The following is a 21,030-nucleotide window of genomic DNA, read 5'->3' as shown; positions in this document are numbered from 1 at the left end:
TGGGGCTGCTCCTTGGTGTTCACCGGCGGCCGCCGGGTAACTGGTGCCTCACGCGGGCTAAGCCCAGCGCATAAGGCTCTGTCCTCCTTCAACCCTAGCGCCGTAGCGTTGAGTCATGCGCATCCTGATCCTTGGCGGAACGGCTTTCCTGTCGGCAGAATTAGCCAGGCAAGCTGTGGCAGCAGGCCACCAGGTAACCTGCCTGGCCCGTGGTTCCGCGGCAGAGCCCCCTCCGGGCGCCAGGTGGCTGAAGGAAGACCGTTCACTGGGCGCGAACGGCTATTCCCGGGCATCGGGTGAATGGAACTCGGTGATCGAAGTTGCCCGCGACCCAGCGCTGGCAAGGGATGCCCTCAGCAGTCTTGCCGGCCGCGCACGCCACTGGACCTTCGTTTCCAGCTGCTCGGTCTACGCCGACCACTCGATGCCCCATGCCAAGGAGGAAGCTGACCTCCTGCCGCCGCTTCCCACCGGAATGCCGTCCACCCCGGAGAACTACGGGGAGTCGAAGTCGGCAATTGAGCAGGCCACCCTTGAAGCGGCCGCAGGCAAAGCCCTCCTCTGCCGGGCAGGGCTGATCAGCGGTCCGGGGGACAGCTCAGACAGGTACGGGTACTGGCCTGCCCGGTTTGCCCGGGACAGCAGGCCCGTGGTCGTCCCTGACATTGCCGGCAGCGCAACCCAGGTGATCGACGTCCGGGATCTTGCAGCCTGGATCCTGGACGCGGCAGAGCGCGCCGTCACCGGGCCCTTGAACGCAGTAGGCCGGCAGGTGCCGTTCGGGGAATACATTGAAGCAGCGGAAAACGCTGCGGGCTTCCTGGGAACCATTCTGCCGGCCGGCGTGCACTGGCTGGTGGGAAACGGCATCGGGTACTGGTCTGGCAGGGATTCCCTGCCGCTGTGGCTCCCGCCCGGGAACGATGGATTCTGCCGTCGCAGCAACGAAGCTGCGAAGGCGGGGGGACTTGTCCTGCGGCCTTGGCAGGACACACTTCAGGACACGCTCGACGACGAACGCCGCCGCGGTCTCTCCCGCGAACGGAAGGCCGGACTCAGCCCGGATACTGAGGCCCGCCTCGCCCGAGAGCTGCTGTCCGCGAAGTAAGCGAAGTGGGCGCCGAATGCGCCGGAAGGCGTTATGGGCCAACCACCGTGAGCGGTAAATGCTGCACCGGGAAGTTGACGCTCCGGGCAATAAAGCACAGCCGGTTCGCTTCATGGTGCAGCTCGGGGACCAGATCAACGTGCGCAGCGTCCGCCACCGTCACCCGGGGGTTCAGCGTCACCGTTTCGAACTGCCCGCTGCCGTCCCTGTTCATCCTCATGATCCCCGTGGCAGCATCCTCGTAGTCCGTGACCACCACGCCGTGGCGTACGGCCACATGGAGGAAGGACAGCATGTGGCACTGCGCCAGGGCCGCCAGGAGCAGCTGCTCAGGGTTGTAGCGTTCCTTGTCCCCGTGGAATGCAGGGTCCGCGGAACCCGGAAGGACCGGCAGGCCCGGGATCGCCACATCATGGTCCCGGGAGTAGCCGCGGTAGCTGGACGTTCCCTCGCCGAGGTTTCCAGTCCAGCGGACGGTCAGTGAATACGTGTGCTCACCCAGCGTCATAACGGCCTAGACGTCCGCAGCCCGGGCACGCAGGGCGCGCGCCACGCCGTCGCGGTTTTCCAGCATCATCCGCCGCAGGGCGGCGTTCTCTTCGCCCAGGCCGGCCAGCAACTGGTCAGTCCGGTCGATCGTCGACTGTCGGGTCAGCTGGGCGGGGTACAGTCCGACGACGATCTGCTGGGCCAGCGCGTGGGTGCGGTTTGCGACAATCCCGGGAACGGCGTCGAAATACTTCTCCGCATAAGGTTCCAGCAGCGACCGGTCCAGCACGCGGGTGAAACCGGCTACGGCCGATCCCTGGATGGCGTTGGAAAGTTCGCCCTTCACCACGATTGACTCCCAGGCCGCGGCCTTGGCTTCGGCCGTGGGAATAGCGGCTCCCGCCAGAGCTGCCGCATTCTGTCCGCTGGCGGTGGTGTCCCGGGCGAGCTCAGCGTCAATCTCGGGCTGGCCGGCGCGCCCGCCCACCACAAGGGAGATCAGCAGTTCCCAGCGCAGGTCCTGGTCCACGGCCAGGCCGTCGAGGGCCAGGGAGCCGTCCAGCAGGCCGCCAATGGTGTCCAGCTGGCCGCCGGACCGGGCATGCAACGCAAACGCCTTCACAAACTGCAGCTGTACATCGGAGCCGGCCGGAACGGAGCGGGCCAGTTTCCAGAGGGTGTCTGCAGCGGCGGCTGCCGTGGTTTCACGGTGTTCTTCGGCCACGTAGAAGTTCAGGGTGGTGGCCAGCTGGCGCAGCTGCACCAGGATGACGGACGAATCGCTCTCAGCGGCAACGTTCGCCAGGAGCAGCTGAACGTAACGCCGGGCGGGCGTCTCCCCATCGCGGGCGGCATCCCAGGCAGAGCTCCACACCAGGGTACGGGGCAGGCTGAGGCTGATGTCCTTCAGGTGCGCTGTGGCGGTGGCCAGCGATTCCTCGTCCAGCCGCACCTTAGCGTAGGCGAGGTCGTCGTCGTTGACCAGGATCAGGGCAGGCCGGGGCCGGCCTGCCAGGGCCGGCACCTCTGTGCGGGCACCGTCGACGTCCAGTTCCTCGCGGTGCACCCGTTCCAGCTTGCCGGCATCGTCGAAGTCGTAAAAGCCGACCGCCAGCCGGTGCGGGCGGAGGGTAGGCCATTCCGGCACAGCGGACTGCAGGATGGCGAACGACTCGATAATGCCATCGGGGCTGACGCTGAGCTGGGGCCTGAGCGTGTTGACTCCTGCCGTCTCCAGCCACAGGGTGGCCCACTGGTCCAGTTGCCGTCCGCTGGCCTTTTCCAGCTCCACCAACAGGTCTGACAGTTCGGTGTTCTGCCAGGAATGCTTGGCGAAGTATTCGCGCACGCCGGCCATAAACTGCTCAGGCCCAACCCAGGCCACCAGCTGCCGCAGCACGGACGCCCCCTTGGCGTAGGTGATGCCATCGAAGTTCACCTCAACGTCCTGGAGGTCGTTGATTTCGGCGAAGACCGGGTGGGTGGTGGGCAGCTGGTCCTGCCGGTAGGCCCAGGACTTTTCCACGGAAGCGAAAGTGGTCCAGGCACTGGTGAAGGCCGTGTTTTCGACGGCGGCCAGGTGGGACATGTACTCGGCGAAGGATTCGTTGAGCCAAAGATCGTTCCACCAGCGCATGGTGACGAGGTCGCCGAACCACATGTGCGCCAGCTCGTGGAGCACTGTGATGGCCCGGCGCTCAACCTGCGCGTCGGTGACCTTGCTGCGGAAAATGTAGCCTTCCAGGATGGTCACGGCCCCGGCGTTCTCCATGGCCCCGGCGTTGAACTCCGGAACGAACAGCTGATCGTACTTCTCAAACGGGTAGGGGCAGCCAAACTGTGCCTCATAAAACTCGAATCCCTGCCGGGTGAGTTCGAAGATGTTGTCTGCGTCGAGGTACTGCATCAGGGATTTTCTAGCGAACACTCCCAGCGGCACAACGCGTCCGTCCGAACTGGTCACCTCGCTGCGCACTGCCTCATACGGGCCGGCGATGAGCGCGGTGATGTACGAGGAAATCCGGGGGGTGGGGGAGAAGGTCCAGGTTGCGGCCGCATCCGAAACGGCAACCGGGTCAGGCGTAGGGGAATTGGAAATAACGTCCCAATAGGCCGGCGCGGTCACTGTGAAGGCGAAGGTGGCCTTCAGGTCAGGCTGCTCGAACACCGCAAACATCCGCCGGGAGTCCGGAACCTCGAATTGTGTGTACAGGTACACCTCGTTATCCACAGGGTCCACAAACCGGTGCAGGCCCTCGCCGGTGTTCATATACGGAGCATCCGCGACGACGGTCAGCACGTTGTCCGCGGCAAGGTCAGGCAACTGGATCCGGATGCCATCGGCAACTTCTGCCGGATCCAGGTCCCTGCCGTTGAGGTTGACGCTATGTACCTTGGCCGTGACGGCGTCGATGAACGAGGAGGAACCAGGCACGGCGCTGAACTTCACGGTGGTGGTGGAGCCGAAGACCTTTTCGCCCCGTGTGAGGTCAAGGGCGACTTCGTAGGATTCCACGGTGATCAGGTCGGCACGTTCGCGGGCTTCCGCGCGCGTGAGGTTCATACCAGGCAAAGTGAGGCCTCCAGAGAGTTTTTGGTTGCCGTCGGGCCCAACGCCAGAGCCGGCACTGTCAGTTCTTACACTGTTCGGTCATTCTTCCACTTGCGCCCCCGATGGCAAGCTGCGGAGCGTCCGGGCGTGGCTCCCACAGGGGTAGCTTTAAGGCATGCGTAGGTTCGGTGATGCTGTGGATGGCAAGGCGCTGCGGTTTGCGGCGGGATTCCCGGTGGTCCTGGCGGCGGCATTCGTGGCTTGTGCACTCCTGTTGCGGCCGGACCTTCCGGATCCGCTGGCCATAGCGTGGACTCACGACGGCGGCACCTCCTTTGCGCCCTTCGGCGCATACGTGGGCGTGGGCTCTGCCGTGATGGTGCTGGTGGGCTGGCTGGTGATGTTCCAGGGCAGCTGGCTCCCGCGCCCGGCCATGATCCGGCGTGTCATGATGGGCGGCGGGCTGTTCCTCTGCCTGTTCCTGACCAGCGTCCTGGCCGCCGGACTGGTGGGCCAGGCGGGCCTGGCGGACGCCCGGGAATCGCACGTGGACCTCACCGTACTGGCCCTCGGCAGCGGTGCCGCACTGGCATCGGGCCTGGTAATGATCTTTGTGTTCAAGGCCGACCGGCAGTGGTCTCCGGAAGACGATAAGGCGTTCGAAGAGGCCCTGACAGACATCCTGGATCCGGACCTGAAGCGGGAGACTCTTCGCTTTTGGGTCCACGCACGGAGCTCGGTGTTCATCATGATCGCCCTCGCCACGCTGTTGCCCGCCGCGCTGATCTCCATCGCTGTCCCGTGGCTGGGCCTGGTCCTGGTGGCCCTGGCGATCGTGGGTGCCTCCCTGCTGGTGGCCCGGGTTAAGGCGGACAGGCATGGCCTGCGGGTGCTTATCGGCGGGTTCGTGCCGGTGGTTGACCTCCCGGCCGCTGATATTTCCGCTGTTAGTGCGTCGGAAGTCAAAGCCGCAGACTATGGCGGGTGGGGCTACCGGCACCACAGCGGAACCGCAGCGGTGCTCGTCAGCAGCGGCCCCGCCGTCGTCGTCCGGAAATCCGATGGCGGCAGGCTGGCCGTGAGCGGCGGCAGCGCTACCCGAGCCGCCCGGCTGGCAGATGTCCTTACCCGCGTGGCCGCACGCGCACGTGCCGAACCGCCTCCGGGGCCGGACGCCACCGGCGCCTAGTATTCTGGTCCGTGATGATCTGACCCCTGACCGTCTCCACCCCAGCCCGGCGATGCTCCGGTGCTCTTTCAACTGAACGGACACTGCCGTGACCCAGAACCCCACGTTTCCCCGCGTGCACATCGCCACCGACCACGCCGGCATGGAACTGAGCGCGCACCTGGTCAACCACCTCACCGCCAAGGGCTACGAAGTGGTTGACCACGGGCCCAAGGAATATGACGCACTGGATGACTACCCGTCGTTCTGCATCAACGCCGCCAAGGCAGTGGTCGCGGACCAGCAGGCCGGTGTTTTTGCGCTGGGAATCGTCCTGGGCGGCTCCGGCAACGGCGAGCAGATTGCCGCCAACAAGGTCAGGGGCGTCCGCGCGGCGCTGGCCTGGAACCACTCCACAGCCACTCTGGCCCGTGAGCACAACGATGCCAACGTCGTGGCGGTCGGCGGCCGCCAGCACACGGTGGAAGAAGCCACCGCTATCATCGAGGCGTTCCTGACCGAAGCGTTCAGCAACGACGAACGGCACGTCCGCAGGATCAGCAAGATCGCTGCCTACGAAAACACCGGAGAGGTCATCGAATAGTGCCTGAAGGGCATTCCATCCACCGGCTGGCCCGGCAGTTCGCCGAAGTTTTCGTCGGTGAACAACTGGCGGTGAGCAGCCCGCAGGGAAGGTTTGCAGCTGGTGCTGCCCTGTTGGATGGACACGAGCTGGAGGCCTCCGCCGCGCACGGCAAACACTTGTTCCTTGCGTTTCACCACGGACTGGTGCTGCACGTACACCTTGGTCTCTACGGGGCCTGGAGTTTCGGCGGGGACAGTACGTTCGTGGGTTCTTCCAGCATCGGTGCGCCCCGGCGGGTGGGGGAGCGGGAAACGTTTGACGACGGCCCGGTACCGGAGTACGAAGGCCCGCCGCCGCCCGTAGGCGCTGTCAGGGTACGCCTGGTGTCGCACCACGGCTGGGCCGACCTTCGGGGCGCAACCACCTGTGAGGTGCTGGATGTGGCGCAGGTGCAGGCGGTCCTGGACCGGTTGGGCCCGGATCCGCTGCATGACCAGCCGGGTAACCGCGAAGAGTTTGTGGAACGGCTGCTCAGCCGCCGCACGCCTGTTGCGCAACTGCTCATGGACCAGACTGTCCTTGCGGGCGTGGGCAATGTCTACCGAGCTGAAGTGTTGTTCCGTCAGCGCGTTGACCCATGGCTGCCCGGGAGCAGTATCTCCCCTGAGCTTGCTGCCGCGTTGTGGGACGACACTGTGCTGTTAATGAACGACGGCGTGCGGCAGGGGCGGATCATCACCACGCCGGCGGAGTTCTGGGACCTGGCCGCGGAAACAGGCAGCCTTCTACCGGAAGACGGCAATGCGCACTATGTCTACAAGCGGCATGGCCAGCCGTGCCGGGTTTGTGGAACCAGCGTCGGTGTTGCCGACATGGCGGGGCGGAAACTTTACTGGTGCCCGGTCTGCCAGTCCTCCAGCTAACAGGAGTTCTCTCCGCCTACAAGAACAGCAGGGCCCTCAAGGAGGAGCCCTGCTGTCAGATGGAGGGGACGACGGGAATCGAACCCGCGTAATCAGTTTGGAAGACTGAGGCTTTACCATTAAGCTACGTCCCCGGGAACCGCTGGCATCCATTGTACTTGCCTGATATCAAGTACTTGATTCCGGCTGCCTGGTGTTTTCCGGTCGGCTGTTCAAGCCGGGTACAACTAAACCTAATTCATCCCCCACGTGTCAAATGTGCAAAGTGGACCCGAATGACCGTAGACTTGCCTGTGCACTTACGGGGTGTAGCTCAGCTTGGCTAGAGCACCTGCTTTGGGAGCAGGAAGTCGCAGGTTCAAATCCTGTCACCCCGACTCTGCGGCCCGGTCCACACGGCCTGGCCAGGACGTTTCAGTACAGGGCGTTTGCAGAACCCACCACCACAAAACCAGGAGTACTTAGACTGTGAAGAGCGCTGTCGAGAACCTCACCCCCACGCGGGTTAAGCTCAATGTTGAGGTCCCCTTTGAGGAATTGAAGCCCAGCATCGACGAGGCATACAAGACTGTTGCTTCGCAGATCCAGGTCCCCGGTTTCCGCAAGGGCAAGGTCCCGTCCAAGCTGATCGACCAGCGGGTTGGCCGCGGTTACGTGCTGGAGACGGCCATCAACGAGGGCCTCAACGGCTGGTACCAGGCCGCCGTCCAGGAATCCGGCATCCGCCCCCTGAGCCGTCCCGAGGTCGAAATCACCGAGGTTCCGGACCCGTCCTCCACCGATGGTGAGCTGAAGTTCCACGCCGAGGTTGATGTCCGTCCCGAGGTTGAACTTCCGGACTACGCCGGCATCAAGGTCGAGGTCGCAGCCGCTGAGTCCTCCGAGGCCGACGTCGACAAGGCCCTTGATGAACTTCGTGGCCGCTTCGGCACGCTGAAGTCCGTTGACCGTCCTGCTGCCAACGATGACTTCCTGACTATCGACATCACCGCCACCATTGACGGTGAAGAGGTTGATTCCGCTTCCGGCCTGTCCTACCAGGTAGGCGCAGCCACCATGCTTGAAGGCATGGACGAGGCCGTTACCGGCCTGTCCGCCGACGAAGAAGCCATCTTCGACACCACCTTGGTGGGCGGCGAGCACGCCGGCGAAGCCGCCCAGGTGAAGGTCGTCGTCAAGTCCGTGAAGATCCGCGAACTCCCTGAAGCCAACGATGACTTCGCCCAGCTGGCTTCCGAGTTCGACACCCTCGAAGAGCTGCGCGCGGACCTCGCCAAGCAGGCTGCCGAGTCCAAGGTTGTCGAGCAGGGCGTAGAAGCCCGCGACAAGGTCCTGGACAAGCTTGTTGAAATGATCGAGGTTCCGGTTCCGGACTCGGTCGTTGAAGAGCAGCTCGAAGCTCACTTCAAGGAAGGCAATGGCCACGGCGACGGCGAGCACGACACTGAGGAACACCGCGAAGAGGTCAAGGCCAACACTGCCCGGGCCTTCCAGAACGAGATCATCCTGGACGCCATTGCTGAAAAAGAAGAAGTCAATGTCAGCCAGAACGAGCTGATCGACTACATCGTCAGCACGGCCAGCCAGTACGGCATGGACCCGAACCAGTTCGCCCAGATCATCGATCAGAGCGGCCAGGTTCCGATGATGGTTTCCGAGGTTCGCCGCCGCAAGGCCCTTGCAGTAGTGCTGGGCCAGGCAACGGTGACCGATTCCGAGGGCAACGCTGTTGACCTGAGCGAATTCGTGCGTCCCGGGGGCGAAGAGGCTCCCGCCGTCGAGGCTGAAGACGTAAACGCTGAGGCCTCCGAAGAGGCAGCTGCAGCCGATGAGACCGTCTCCAGCGACGACCCGGCAGCAGCCAAGTTCTAACAGCCCGGCAGCTTTGCAGCTGACATTTCCGGCAATCGCACGGCCCCTGGATCCCGGATCCGGGGGCCGTGCTTTTTTGCGCCATTATGCCCGCGGCGCAATCGTGCGCCGTCAGCGAACAGCCCAACGTGTGCGAACAAAACCGCCCTGAAACCGGTTAGTGTCCAAGTAGTGAAGTTACGTGATGTCACCGTCACCAGCGAGAGGTAAGAACACATGTCAGAGCACGCACAGTCACCCCGGATGGCTACGGTTGATCCAGCCAGCCAGGACAACTACATCTACAACCGCCTGTTGAAAGAGCGCATTATCTGGCTCGGCTCCGAAGTGCGCGATGACAACGCCAACGCCATCTGCTCACAGCTGCTGCTCCTCTCGGCCGAAAACCCGGACAAGGACATCTACCTCTACATCAACTCGCCCGGCGGCTCCGTCACGGCCGGCATGGCCATTTATGACACCATGCAGTTCATCCCGAACGACGTCGTTACCGTCGCTACCGGCCTGGCCGCATCGATGGGCCAGTTCCTGTTGTCTTCGGGTACCAAGGGCAAGCGTTACGCCACCCCGAACGCCCGCGTGCTGATGCACCAGCCCTCCGGCGGCATTGGCGGCACAGCCTCGGACATCAAGATCCAGGCAGAACTCATCCTGCACATGAAGAAGGTCATGGCTGAGCTCACCGCAGAACAGACCGGGCAGACCGTGGAGACCATCCTTCGGGACAACGACCGCGACAAGTGGTTTACCGCTCAGCAGGCGCTTGAATACGGCTTCTTCGACAAGATCGCCGGCCATGCAAGTTCGGTGTCAGGCGGCGGCGGTACCTCTAACGGCTCAAACAGCTCATCTGACGCGCAGCAGTCGTCCGAGCAGTAATCCGGCATTCAGAATCCAAGATCAGGAGCAACCACACATGAACTACAACTTCGGATCGTCTGCCGGCAACCTGCCTACCAGCCGCTACGTCCTGCCCCAGTTCGAAGAGCGCACGCCTTATGGCTTCAAGCGCCAGGACCCCTACACCAAGCTCTTCGAGGACCGCATCATCTTCCTCGGCGTGCAGGTGGACGACGCCTCTGCCGATGACGTGATGGCGCAGTTGCTGGTTCTGGAGTCCACGGACCCGGACCGCGATATCACGCTGTACATCAACTCGCCGGGTGGTTCCTTCACGGCCATGACGGCCATCTACGACACCATGCAGTACATCCGGCCGGAAATTCAGACCGTTTGCCTCGGCCAGGCCGCCAGTGCAGCGGCCGTCCTGCTCGCCGCCGGTACCCCCGGGAAGCGGCTCGCGCTGCCGAACGCACGCGTCCTCATCCACCAGCCGGCTCTGTCCGGCGGGCAGGGCGGTCAGGCCTCTGACCTCGAGATCCAGGCCGCAGAAGTCATGCGGATGCGTTCCTGGCTGGAAGACACCCTGGCCCACCACTCGGGCCGGACGTCTGAACAGGTCAACAACGACATCGAACGCGACAAGATCCTGACCGCCGCCGAGGCCATGAATTATGGCCTGATCGACCAGGTGCTCGACTCGCGCAAGATCAAGCCACAGGCAATCACCCGTTAGGATGAGTGCCCCGGACGCCGGTGCAGCCCTGTTTTTTTGGGCCGCACCGGCGTTCGCATTCCACCCAAGACGTCCAATGTGACCTAGAGTGGATGTTGTCACTGCCGGGCAACCCGGCAGGACGGAACTACAAGCAAACGGTGCATTGCTGCATCGGCGGCAAGAAACTAAGGGGTTCCCACATGGCTCGGATTGGCGAGAGCACCGATCTGTTGAAGTGCTCTTTCTGTGGCAAGAGCCAGAAGCAGGTCCGCAAGCTGATTGCCGGTCCCGGCGTCTATATCTGCGACGAATGCATCGAGCTCTGCAACGAGATTATCGAAGAAGAGCTTGCAGAGGTAGCAGACCTGGGCAGCTTCGAACTTCCCAAGCCCCGCGAGATTTTCGACTTCCTGCAGGAATACGTCATTGGCCAGGAACCCGCCAAACGTTCGCTTGCTGTCGCCGTCTATAACCACTACAAGCGGATCCAGGCCGGCCACGCCCCCAAGAGCAGCAGCCTCGCGGACGGCGGACACCACGACGACGTCGAGATTGCCAAGTCCAATATTCTCCTCATCGGCCCCACCGGCTGCGGGAAAACCTACCTGGCACAGACTCTTGCCCGCAGGCTCAACGTTCCCTTCGCCGTCGCGGATGCCACCGCACTTACGGAGGCCGGCTACGTTGGGGAAGACGTGGAGAACATTCTCCTGAAACTCATCCAGGCCGCTGACTATGACGTCAAAAAGGCCGAACAGGGAATCATCTACATCGATGAGATCGACAAAATTTCCCGCAAGAGCGAGAACCCGTCCATTACCCGCGACGTCTCCGGCGAAGGCGTCCAGCAGGCACTCCTGAAGATCCTCGAGGGGACAGTCGCTTCGGTACCGCCCCAGGGCGGCCGGAAGCATCCGCACCAGGAATTCATCCAGATCGACACCACCAACGTGTTGTTCATCGTGGCAGGTGCTTTCGCCGGGCTGGAAGAGATCATCGGCTCGCGCTCCGGCCGTAAGGGGATCGGGTTTGGCGCCCCCCTGAATGAGGTCAGCAAAAATGCCGATTCCTACGGCGAGGTGATGCCGGAGGACCTCCTGAAGTTCGGGCTGATCCCGGAATTCATTGGCCGCCTGCCGGTCATCACCACCGTCTCCAATCTGGACCGCGACGCCCTGATGCAGATTCTGTCCACGCCCAAGAACGCCCTGGTCAAGCAGTACCAGAAGATGTTCCAGATCGACGGCGTCGAACTCGTCATTGATGATGGCGCGTTGGAAGCAATCGCCGACCAGGCACTCGAGCGGGGCACTGGCGCACGCGGCCTCAGGGCCATCATGGAGGAAGTCCTCCTCCCCGTCATGTTCGACCTCCCCAGCCGGCAGGACATCGCCAGCGTTGTGATCAACGCGGACGTTGTCCTCAACGGCGCCGAACCTGCGCTCATTGAACACGAACCTCCCGCAAAGCGGCGTAAGTCCGCCTGAGGGTACTCCGCTCACCAAACGTCAAGGATCCCATGACTGAAACCTCACTGAACCGCGCCGATTTCTGGTTCGATCCGCTGTGCCCCTTCGCTTGGATCACCTCCCGCTGGATCGGCGAGGTGGAACAGGTCCGCAACATCAAGACCGAATGGCACGTGATGAGCCTTTCCGTCCTCAATGAAGGACGCGAGCTGGAACCGGCCTACCGCGAATCCATGGATAACGGCTGGGGGATGGTCCGGGTCATCATCGCAGCGAAGGAGCAGCACGGCGATGCTGTGATCAAGCCGCTGTACGACGCCATGGGCAGCCTGATCCACGACGGCGGCGAGAAGGACCGCGCCCTGGTCATCAGCAAGGCCCTGGCAGACTGCGGATTACCGGCCGCATTGGCAGAAGCGGCCGGCACGGACGAGTACGACACCCAATTGCGGGCCAGCCATGAGGAAGGCATCTCCCTGGTTGGCCAGGATGTCGGCACGCCTGTGGTGGCGTTCAACGGCACCGCTTTCTTCGGCCCGGTGCTGACGCGCATCCCGCGCGGTGAGGAAGCCGGCCGTCTCTGGGACGCCACCGTTACGCTGGCTTCCTACCCGCATTTCTTTGAGATTAAGCGCAGCCGCACTGAGCGGCCCGCCTTCGACTGAACGCAAAAGAGCCCCGGAAGAACTACTTGGATGTAGTTCTTCCGGGGCTCTTGCGTACCCTGGCGGGCAGGACCACAATGGTTCTTACCCACTTCGAAAGAAGAGGGACGCAGGAACCAAAGATTCAGTGATGTGTATCTGACGCAGCCATCGTCAAAGTCAGATACAAGCTACCAGTGACGTGGTAGGAAGACCTGGAGCTCTGAGGATCCTGCCAGACCAGCAAGTCGTCACCAGATGGCCGAAAGTCGAAGCCCCACCAACGGCAAAACGCTGATGGGGCTTCCCCTTTGCCCAAAAACAGGGGGTCGGCAGCGGGCGGCTTATGCCTGGGAAGGCTCCTCGGCCGGAGCCAGCTGGACGTCACTGACGGTCAGCTCCACATCGCCGGCAACCAGCGTGATGTCGCGGGCATTGGAGGCCGCCTTGAGGTCACCAAGGCCTGCCTTCAGCTGCGTCGTCAGCAACTCGGATGCAGTAATGGTCGCGGACAACACCTCGGTACGCTGCTTGACCTTGGCCTCAGACTTCGCCTTGCGCACGCCGCTGAGGGCTTGTCCCACCGTGGCCAGCATGGTGGTGTCGCCGCCAGTTACGTCCAGGGAAGCCGGCCAGTTGGCCTGGTGGACGGAGCCGTTCCGCCACCAACTCCAGACCTCTTCCGTGGCAAACGGCAGGAACGGGGCAAAGAGCCGCAACAGGGTGTCCAGGGTAGTGGCCAGGGCAGCCAGCACCGAGGCCTGTTCCTGCTCACCCGCGGCACCGTAGGCGCGGTCCTTGATGAGTTCCACATAGTCGTCCGTGAACTGCCAGAAGAAGCTCTCCGTAATCTGCAGTGCCCGGGCGTAGTCATAGTTCTCGAATGCCTTGGTTGACTGCGCCACAACCTCTGAGAGCTGCGCCAGGACGGCGCGGTCCAGGGGATTGGTCACGACTGCCAGGTCGTGGGAAACCACCGAGTTCTCCGTGGCACCCAGGTTCAGGACGAACTTGGAGGCGTTCAGGAGCTTGATGGCCAGGCGGCGGCCGATCTTCATCTGGGCAATTTCGTAGGCCGTGTCAGCCCCGAGCTTTGCCGAGGCTGCCCAGTAGCGCACAGCATCCGAGCCATATTCCTCCAGCACGTCGGTGGGTACCACCACGTTGCCCTTGGACTTGGACATCTTCTTGCGGTCCGGGTCCAGGATCCAGCCTGAAATGGCGGCGTGCTTCCACGGTGCGCAGTTCTCCAGGGCATCTGCGCGCACCACGGAGGAGAACAGCCAGGTCCGGATGATGTCGTGGCCCTGGGGGCGGAGGTCAAACGGGTAAACCTTGCCGAAGAGCTGCTCGTCACGCTTCCAGCCGCCCACGATCTTGGGCGTGAGCGAGGACGTGGCCCAGGTGTCGAGGATGTCGGCGTCTCCGGTAAAGCCGCCGGGCACGTCACGCTGGGCCTCATCGAAGCCGGGAGCGGCATCAGCTGCGGGATCCACGGGGAGTTGCTCGTCCGACGGAACGATGGGGGAGTCGTAGTCGGGATTGCCGTCCGCGTCCAGGGGGTACCAGACCGGAATCGGCACGCCGAAGAAGCGCTGACGGGATACCAGCCAGTCCCCGTTCAGCCCTGAAATCCAGTTCTCGTAGCGCGATCGCATGAAGGCCGGGTGGAAGTTGATTTCGTGCCCACGCGCGATCAGCCTCTCCCGGCGTTCCTCGTCCCTTCCGCCGTTGCGGATGTACCACTGGCGCGAGGTGACAACTTCGAGGGGCTTGTCGCCTTTTTCGTAGAAGTTCACGGGGTGCATGATCTTCTTGGGCTCGCCATCGAGCAGCCCGGAAGCACCGAGAAGTTTCACCACTTCTTCCTTGGCGCTGAAAACGGTCTTGCCGGCGATGGCGGCGAACGCCTCGCGACCGGCGCCGGTGGTGATCCACTCAGGAGCTTCACTGATGATCCGGCCGTCCCGGCCCACGATGGCACGCGTGGGCAGTTGCAGCTCGCGCCACCAGGTGACGTCGGTCAGGTCGCCGAAGGTACAGACCATGGCGATGCCGGAGCCCTTGTCTGCCTTGGCCAGCGGGTGGGCCCTGACCTCAACCTCAACACCGAATACCGGGGACGTGACCTTCTTGCCGAACAGCGGCTGGTACCGTTCGTCGTCGGGGTTGGCAACCAGCGCGGCGCAGGCGGCCAGCAGTTCAGGACGGGTGGTCTCGATGTAGACCTTTTCGCCGTCTTCGGTGAAGAAGGGATAGCGGTAGTAGGCGCCTGCTACTTCGCGGTCTTCAAGCTCGGCCTGGGCAACGGCCGTGCGGAAGGTTACGTCCCACAGAGTAGGCGCTTCTGCCATATAGGCGTCCCCGGCAGCCAGGTTGGCCAGGAAGGCGCGCTGCGAGACTGCCCGCGAGTTGTCGTCGATGGTGCGGTAGGTGAGCTCCCAGTCCACGGACAGGCCAAGGGTCTGGAACAGATTTTCGAAGACCTTCTCGTCCTCCACGGCAAGTTCTTCACAGAGCTCGATGAAGTTCCGGCGGGAGACGACGTCGAAGTCCCGCTGGTTCTTCGCAGGCTGCGCAGGCGCACGGTAGTCAGGGTTGTACGGGATGGACGGGTCGCAACGGACGCCGTAGTAGTTCTGCACGCGGCGTTCGGTGGGCAGGCCGTTGTCGTCCCAGCCCATGGGGTAGAAGACGTTCTTGCCGTTCATGCGCTGGTAGCGGGCCAGGACGTCTGTTTGTGTGTAGGAGAACATGTGCCCCACGTGCAGCGAACCCGATGCGGTGGGCGGGGGAGTGTCGATCGAGTAGACCTGCTCCCGTGTGGTGTCCGGGTTGAACTTGTAGGTGCCTTCGCTAAGCCAGCGCCGCGTGAGGGCAGCTTCGAGGCCCTCAAGGGCAGGCTTGTCGGGGACGTTGATAGGGGCGGTTTCGGGCGTGTCTATGCCCTGCGTGGATTCAGCCATTCCCCAATTGTTTCATGGCCCGCACCTGCTCGATGCCGTTAGGGTGGTGCCATGACTGACGATTCCCAGGACAAGACAGCACCGGAAAAGGACGCACCGGAAAAGGCCGCATCGGAAAAGGCGGCAGTCGTCACCGGGGCCAGCACCGGAATCGGCGAGGCTACGGTGCGCGCCCTGCGGGCGGATGGCTGGACGGTCTTCGCGGTCGCCCGGCGGGCGGACCGGCTCGAGGAGCTGGAACAGGAGACCGGTGCGGTAGCCGTGCCGGCGGATATTACTGACGACGCCGACGTCGAACGTGTCCTGCAGACCGTCTCCGACGCAGGTGGTGCGGGAACACTCATCAACATTGCCGGAGGCGCCCGCGGGGCGGACCGGATTGGCGAGGCGAAAGTTGAGGACTGGGATTGGATGTACCAGGTCAACGTGCTGGGCACCATGAAACTCATCCGTGCTTTCCTGCCGCAACTGCGGGCAAACGGTGAAGGCACCGTGTTGAACCTGACGTCGACGGCGGGACTTGCCGCCTACGAAGGCGGGGCCGGCTATAACGCGGCCAAGTTCGCCCAGCATGCGATGACCGTAGCGCTCCGGCTGGAAGAAGCGGAACACAACGTCCGCGTTATTGAGGTGGCACCAGGCCTGGTCCAGACCGAGGAATTCGCGCTAAAGCGGCTGGGCAGCCAGGCTGCCGCGGAAAAGGTGTACCAGGGCGTTGAAAAGCCCCTTACTGCCGGGGATGTTGCCGACGTCGTCAGGTACGCCGTGAGTGCCCCGCACCACGTGAACCTGGACCAGATTGTGATCCGTCCGGTTGCGCAGGCGGCCAACCATAAGCTGATCCGCAAACCCAGCTAACGGGCACCGGGAGGGCCGGTCAGGCCGCCGGAATGCTGAGGGTGGCCATGATGGCGGCGTGATCCGTACCTGGCACGGTATGGACGGCATAAGCGGAACTGCCCACGCCCGCGCTGGTCACCAGGTGGTCGATCGCGATGCCCGGCAATAACTGTCCTTCCATGGGCCAGGTGGGGACCAGCCGCGAACCGGCTGCTGCTGCCACGTCAGCCATGCCGGCCCTTTCTGCACTATCGGTAGGGCCGGGCGACAGGATCCTGCGGAACTCGGCGTGGTCCAGCGTGGCATTGAAATCACCAGCCAGGAGCCGGTGGCCCGGCCCCTGGCCCACTCTTCCTATGGCGTCAAGGTCGCTGCGCCACTGGGCCACCCTCACATCCACCGGCGGCAGGGCATGGACATTTGTCACTTCCAGAACGGCAACGGATCCACCTGAGCCTGCCGTCAACCGCACCGTCGGCATCTGGAAGGGCGTATCGGGGATCAGGCCGGCGTGCTCCAGTGGATAGCGTGAGTAGGTCGCGCTCCCGGCACCGTCGTCAGTAGGATCACTGATCCTGAAGGGGAGTATCCGCTCCAATCCCTCCCTGGAGAGCCTTTCCTGCAAGCCCAAAGTATGTTCCTGAATGGTCAGGAGTCCAATGCCGTTGTCCCGGACCAATTGCACGATGCTGCCCGCATCCGCTTGTCCGAACTCCGCATTGATGTTCATGACGTTCACCTCAACGGCCGGGCGGCCGGCGGCGTCAGCCTGGGCAGGACGTCCGGCATCGGGCGGGAACAGCCAGAACAGCTGGCAGGCCACCAGGGCGCCCGTGACTATCTGCATCCAGCGGCGCCGGGACAGGAGTGCAAAGGCCAGGGCGCACACGGCGGGAACAGCAAGCCACGGAGTGAACGCCAGCAGTTGGACCACCAGGACAGGCCATTCGGCCGGGATGGCACGGAAAACCGACAGCACCAGCACGGGCACGGCCGCCAGGACGGCGAACCAGCCAAAGATCACTGCCGAGCGTGTTCCGGGGACTGTGTCGTTGCCGGTGCCGGTGGTAGCAGTCATGGGAACGAGTCTAGGCAACAGATCGCACCACTTTTCCAAAAGATGTAACGCTTGTGTCGCTGAAGCGGCGGGGCCGCCGGCCGTGGCAGCGAATGGCGGGATAAGCTGCGGCGATAGTAGACTGAAAAGACAGCTTCGACCCGGCTATCACCGGTGAGCTTCCGGAAGAACGCGCGGTCCGCCAGGGAACTGGCAGATTGCGTCAGTAGAACCGGACGGGTAAGCCCGTCACAGCAGTAATGAGCGGCCGACGCCGGAGCGGACTTTCGTCAGGAAGTCCCGTTCCGAAGTGGGCAAGTGAGGTGGTACCGCGGCAGGTGCAACGCCCAAGGGCGCGGCATGAACCGTCCTCGCATCCTGAACGGAGCCTGGCAGCGATCCTGCCCGGTTCACCAGCTCAACCCAGGATGATGAGAATGACGTACTACCCCAAGGCTTCAGCCACTACCGTCGGCACCCACTCGAAAAGAGGTGCAGCGGGCGTATCCGCCTCCGTGAAATTCCCGGAGATCGAGGAACGGATCCTCAAGTACTGGGATGAAGATGGTACGTTCCAGGCCAGCATTGACCAGCGCCCGGCCGAACTCCCCGGCGGAGCTCCGGGAAGCAATGAGTTTGTTTTCTACGACGGCCCGCCCTTCGCCAACGGCCTGCCGCACTACGGTCACCTGCTGACCGGCTACGTCAAGGATCTCGTCGCCCGCTACCAGACACAGCGCGGCAAGCGTGTGGAGCGCCGCTTTGGCTGGGACACCCACGGCCTGCCCGCCGAACTGGAAGCCATGAAGCAGCTGGGCATGACCGACAAGACCCAGATCGAGGCCATGGGCATCGACAAGTTCAACGACGCCTGCCGTGCTTCCGTGATGAAGTACGCCGGCGAGTGGAAGGACTACGTCAGCCGCCAGGCCCGCTGGGTGGACTTCGAGAACGACTACAAGACGCTCAACGTTGAGTACATGGAGTCCGTGCTCTGGGCCTTCAAGCAGCTGCACGAGAAGGGCCTGACCTACAACGGCTACCGCGTGCTGCCGTACTGCTGGAAGGACGAGACCCCGCTGTCCAACCATGAGCTGCGCATGGACGACGACGTTTACAAGAACCGCCAGGACCAGACCGTCACCGTGACCTTCCCGATCAAGGCGGGCGAATCGGAACTGTCCAGAACGCTTGAAGGCGTGCAGGCACTCGCCTGGACCACCACGCCCTGGACGCTGCCCACCAATGCCGCGCTCGCCGTCGGCCCTTCCATCTCCTATGCCGTCCTGCCGGTCGGTCCGAACGGTATCAAGGCAGCATCAGCAGACGCTCCGGTGAATGGCAGCTTCCTGCTGGCCGCGGACCTGGTGGGAAGCTATGCCAAGGATCTGGGCTATGACGACGCCGCGGCTGCACAGGCCGCCGTTGTCTCCACCCACAACGGCACCGAGCTCGAGGGCCTGGAGTACCAGCCGCTGTGGCACGACTTCGCCGACACCGAAAAGTACGGCACCCAGAACGCCTGGCGCATCCTGGTGGCGGACTACGTCACCACCACCGACGGTACCGGCCTGGTCCACCAGGCGCCGGCCTACGGTGAAGAGGACCAGAAGATCTGCGAGGAAGCAGGAATCCCGGTGGTGCTTTCGGTCGACGAGGGCGCAAAGTTCCTGCCCTTGTTCGCCGGCGGCGACCTTCACGACATCGTCGGCCTGCAGGTGTTCGAGGCCAACAAGCCCATCACCCAGGTGCTGCGCGCCCAGGGCCGGCTGGTGCGCCAGGCGAGCTACGAACACAGCTACCCGCACTGCTGGCGCTGCCGCAACCCGCTGATCTACCGTGCGGTCTCCTCCTGGTACGTGGAGGTAACCAAGTTCAAGGACCGGATGTCCGAGCTCAACCAGGACATCAACTGGATCCCCGGCAACGTCAAAGACGGCCAGTTCGGCAAGTGGCTGGCCAACGCCCGCGACTGGTCCATCAGCCGCAACCGCTACTGGGGAAGCCCCATCCCGGTGTGGGAGTCCAGCGACCCCGAGTACCCGCGCACCGATGTGTACGGCTCCCTCGCGGAGATCGAGGCAGACTTCGGCAGGCTGCCGCTGAACAATGACGGCCAGGTGGACCTGCACCGGCCGTTCATCGACGAACTCACCCGCCCCAACCCGGACGATCCGCGGACTCCCGAGGAGGGCCAGTCCGTGATGCGCCGCGTGGAGGACGTCCTGGACGTGTGGTTCGACTCCGGTTCCATGCCTTACGGCCAGGTGCACTACCCGTTCCAGAACGAAGCATGGTTCGACACCCACAACCCGGCCGACTTCATTGTGGAGTACATCGGCCAGACCCGGGGCTGGTTCTACATGCTGCACATCCTGTCTACGGCACTGTTTGACCGCCCGGCGTTCCGCAACGTCATCAGCCACGGGATCGTGCTGGGCTCGGACGGCCAGAAGATGTCCAAGAGCCTGCGCAACTACCCCGACGTCACCGAGGTCCTGGACCGCGACGGTTCCGATGCGATGCGGTGGTTCCTGATGGCCAGCCCGATCCTCCGCGGCGGCAACCTGGTGGTCACCGAACAGGGCATCCGCGACGGCGTGCGCCAGGTCATCCTGCCGCTCTGGAACGTGTACAGCTTCTTCACGCTGTACACGAACGCCTCCAACGCAGTGGATGGGCAAGCGGAAGGTTATGACGCCACGCTTCGTTACGACGGCTACAGCGACACCCTGGACCAGTACCTGATGGCCAACACGGGAGACCTGGTGCGCACCATCACCGCCCGCATGGACGAGTACGACATCTCCGGAGCCTGCGATGCTGTGCGCAGCTACCTGGACATGCTCACCAACTGGTACGTCCGCCGCAGCCGCCAGCGCTTCTTCGACGAAAGCACTGACGCGTTCGACGCCCTGTTCACGGCACTGGAGACAGTGTGCCGGGTGTCAGCGTCCTTGCTGCCGCTGGTGTCCGAGGAGATCTGGCGCGGCCTCACCGGCGGCCGATCCGTGCACCTGGCCGACTGGCCAGATGCTTCGCTGTTCCCCGCCAACCCGGACCTGGTGGAGGCGATGGACCGGGTGCAGCAGATCTGCTCCACCGGATCGTCACTCCGCAAGGCCGCCAACCTTCGGGTACGCCTCCCGCTGCAGGAACTGACTGTGGTGGCACCCGGCGCGGATTCGCTGCAGGGTTTTGCCGCCGTCGTCGCGGATGAACTGAACCTCCGCTCGGTCCGGTTGCTGGACGCCGCAACCGCCTCTCCGGAGGAATTCGGGATCCAGCAGAAGCTGGTCGTCAACGCACGCGCCGCAGGCCCGCGCCTGGGCAAGAACGTCCAGCAGGCCATCAAGGGCTCCAAGTCCGGCGACTGGACTGTGGACGAACAGGGTGTGGTGACGGCGGGAGGACTTGCGCTGGAACCCCATGAATACAGCCTGGAAACCGTTGTTGCAGAGTCCGACGGCGGCGCGGGGGCATCTTCTGCTGTAGCAGTTCTGCCCGGCGGCGGCTTCGTTGTGCTCAACACCGAGGTCACCCCCGAACTTGAAGCCGAAGGGATGGCGCGCGACATGGTCCGTGCCATCCAGCAGGCCCGCAAGGACGCAGGGTTGAACGTCAGCGACCGGATCCGAACCACGGTCAAGGCACGGCAGAACGTGGTGGACGCACTGGCGGCCAACGCCGAACTGGTCAAGGTGGAGACTTTGACCCTGGTGCTCGAAACGGAAGCGGCAGACCTTGCCGACCCCGACGTCGTTGTAGAAAAAGTTGAAGAAAAAGTGGGGGCCTAAGC

Annotated in this window: 15 protein-coding genes and 2 tRNA genes; 12 read left to right on the top strand and 5 right to left on the bottom strand. The window is 63.5% G+C overall.

Annotated elements, in window-relative coordinates; all coding sequences use genetic code 11:
• Positions 1-115 precede the first annotated feature (115 nt).
• Positions 116-1,108: an NAD-dependent epimerase/dehydratase family protein gene (locus tag AC50X5_RS01100; protein WP_494974350.1), complete on the top strand. Its 993-nt coding sequence runs from the start codon at positions 116-118 to the stop codon at positions 1,106-1,108.
• A gap of 31 nt (positions 1,109-1,139) precedes the next feature.
• Here the strand turns inward: AC50X5_RS01100 and AC50X5_RS01095 are convergent, their stop codons facing one another.
• The gene (locus tag AC50X5_RS01095) at positions 1,140-1,616 is read right to left on the bottom strand and encodes an OsmC family protein (RefSeq protein WP_494974349.1); all 477 of its coding nucleotides are present in this window, start codon (positions 1,614-1,616) and stop codon (positions 1,140-1,142) included.
• 6 nt (positions 1,617-1,622) lie between these two features.
• Complete coding sequence (pepN, locus tag AC50X5_RS01090; protein ID WP_494974348.1) at positions 1,623-4,160, bottom strand: aminopeptidase N; 2,538 nt, start codon at positions 4,158-4,160, stop codon at positions 1,623-1,625.
• A gap of 163 nt (positions 4,161-4,323) precedes the next feature.
• Between pepN and AC50X5_RS01085 the strand changes: the two genes are divergently transcribed.
• The 3 genes from AC50X5_RS01085 to AC50X5_RS01075 all read left to right on the top strand — a co-directional run bounded on the left by AC50X5_RS01085 (position 4,324) and on the right by AC50X5_RS01075 (position 6,825).
• On the top strand, positions 4,324-5,337 hold the full coding sequence (locus AC50X5_RS01085; protein ID WP_494974347.1) for a hypothetical protein: 1,014 nt from the start codon (positions 4,324-4,326) through the stop codon (positions 5,335-5,337).
• An 88-nt stretch (positions 5,338-5,425) separates the two neighbouring features.
• The gene (locus tag AC50X5_RS01080) at positions 5,426-5,920 is read left to right on the top strand and encodes a ribose-5-phosphate isomerase (protein ID WP_494974346.1); all 495 of its coding nucleotides are present in this window, start codon (positions 5,426-5,428) and stop codon (positions 5,918-5,920) included.
• On the top strand, positions 5,920-6,825 hold the full coding sequence (locus AC50X5_RS01075; protein WP_494974345.1) for an Fpg/Nei family DNA glycosylase: 906 nt from the start codon (positions 5,920-5,922) through the stop codon (positions 6,823-6,825). Before AC50X5_RS01080 ends, AC50X5_RS01075 begins: the two co-directional genes overlap by 1 nt.
• 60 nt (positions 6,826-6,885) lie before the next feature.
• On the opposite strand, the gene AC50X5_RS01070 is transcribed toward AC50X5_RS01075, so the two are convergent.
• Positions 6,886-6,959: transfer RNA gene (locus AC50X5_RS01070), tRNA-Gly, on the bottom strand.
• Between the two features lie 168 nt (positions 6,960-7,127).
• Here AC50X5_RS01070 and AC50X5_RS01065 point away from each other — a divergent pair.
• The 6 genes from AC50X5_RS01065 to AC50X5_RS01040 all read left to right on the top strand — a co-directional run bounded on the left by AC50X5_RS01065 (position 7,128) and on the right by AC50X5_RS01040 (position 12,389).
• Positions 7,128-7,202 (top strand) — tRNA-Pro (locus tag AC50X5_RS01065).
• Positions 7,203-7,293: 91 nt separating this feature from the next.
• Positions 7,294-8,697 (top strand): trigger factor, encoded by a 1,404-nt coding sequence (gene tig / locus AC50X5_RS01060; RefSeq protein ID WP_494974344.1) that lies wholly within the window; start codon positions 7,294-7,296, stop codon positions 8,695-8,697.
• 243 nt (positions 8,698-8,940) lie between these two features.
• Positions 8,941-9,576 (top strand): ATP-dependent Clp protease proteolytic subunit, encoded by a 636-nt coding sequence (locus AC50X5_RS01055; protein WP_493984814.1) that lies wholly within the window; start codon positions 8,941-8,943, stop codon positions 9,574-9,576.
• A 37-nt stretch (positions 9,577-9,613) separates the two neighbouring features.
• Positions 9,614-10,273 carry an ATP-dependent Clp protease proteolytic subunit gene (locus tag AC50X5_RS01050; RefSeq protein ID WP_493984742.1) on the top strand — a complete coding sequence of 220 codons (660 nt, stop codon included), beginning with the start codon at positions 9,614-9,616 and terminating at the stop codon, positions 10,271-10,273.
• Between the two features lie 182 nt (positions 10,274-10,455).
• The gene (gene clpX, locus AC50X5_RS01045; protein ID WP_494974343.1) at positions 10,456-11,742 is read left to right on the top strand and encodes an ATP-dependent Clp protease ATP-binding subunit ClpX; all 1,287 of its coding nucleotides are present in this window, start codon (positions 10,456-10,458) and stop codon (positions 11,740-11,742) included.
• 32 nt (positions 11,743-11,774) lie between these two features.
• Positions 11,775-12,389, top strand: coding sequence for a mycothiol-dependent nitroreductase Rv2466c family protein (locus tag AC50X5_RS01040; RefSeq protein WP_494974342.1), 615 nt, complete (start codon positions 11,775-11,777; stop codon positions 12,387-12,389).
• A gap of 323 nt (positions 12,390-12,712) precedes the next feature.
• On the opposite strand, the gene valS is transcribed toward AC50X5_RS01040, so the two are convergent.
• Positions 12,713-15,334, bottom strand: a complete 2,622-nt coding sequence (gene valS / locus AC50X5_RS01035) for a valine--tRNA ligase (protein ID WP_494974341.1) — start codon at positions 15,332-15,334, stop codon at positions 12,713-12,715.
• Positions 15,335-15,385: 51 nt separating this feature from the next.
• Here valS and AC50X5_RS01030 point away from each other — a divergent pair, with 51 nt between their 5' ends.
• Positions 15,386-16,192 carry an SDR family oxidoreductase gene (locus tag AC50X5_RS01030; RefSeq protein ID WP_494974340.1) on the top strand — a complete coding sequence of 269 codons (807 nt, stop codon included), beginning with the start codon at positions 15,386-15,388 and terminating at the stop codon, positions 16,190-16,192.
• A 19-nt stretch (positions 16,193-16,211) separates the two neighbouring features.
• On the opposite strand, the gene AC50X5_RS01025 is transcribed toward AC50X5_RS01030, so the two are convergent.
• Entirely contained in the window at positions 16,212-17,252 is a 1,041-nt protein-coding gene (locus AC50X5_RS01025; protein ID WP_494974339.1) for an endonuclease/exonuclease/phosphatase family protein, read from the bottom strand.
• A 416-nt stretch (positions 17,253-17,668) separates the two neighbouring features.
• On the opposite strand from AC50X5_RS01025, the gene ileS reads away from it, so the two are divergent.
• On the top strand, positions 17,669-21,028 hold the full coding sequence (ileS, locus tag AC50X5_RS01020) for an isoleucine--tRNA ligase (RefSeq protein WP_494974338.1): 3,360 nt from the start codon (positions 17,669-17,671) through the stop codon (positions 21,026-21,028).
• Positions 21,029-21,030: the final 2 nt, after the last annotated feature.

The sequence above is a fragment of the Pseudarthrobacter sp. MDT1-40-2 genome (genome assembly GCF_059383595.1).
Note: the sequence above shows the minus strand (reverse complement) of the source record. Positions and strands in the feature narration are given on the sequence as shown.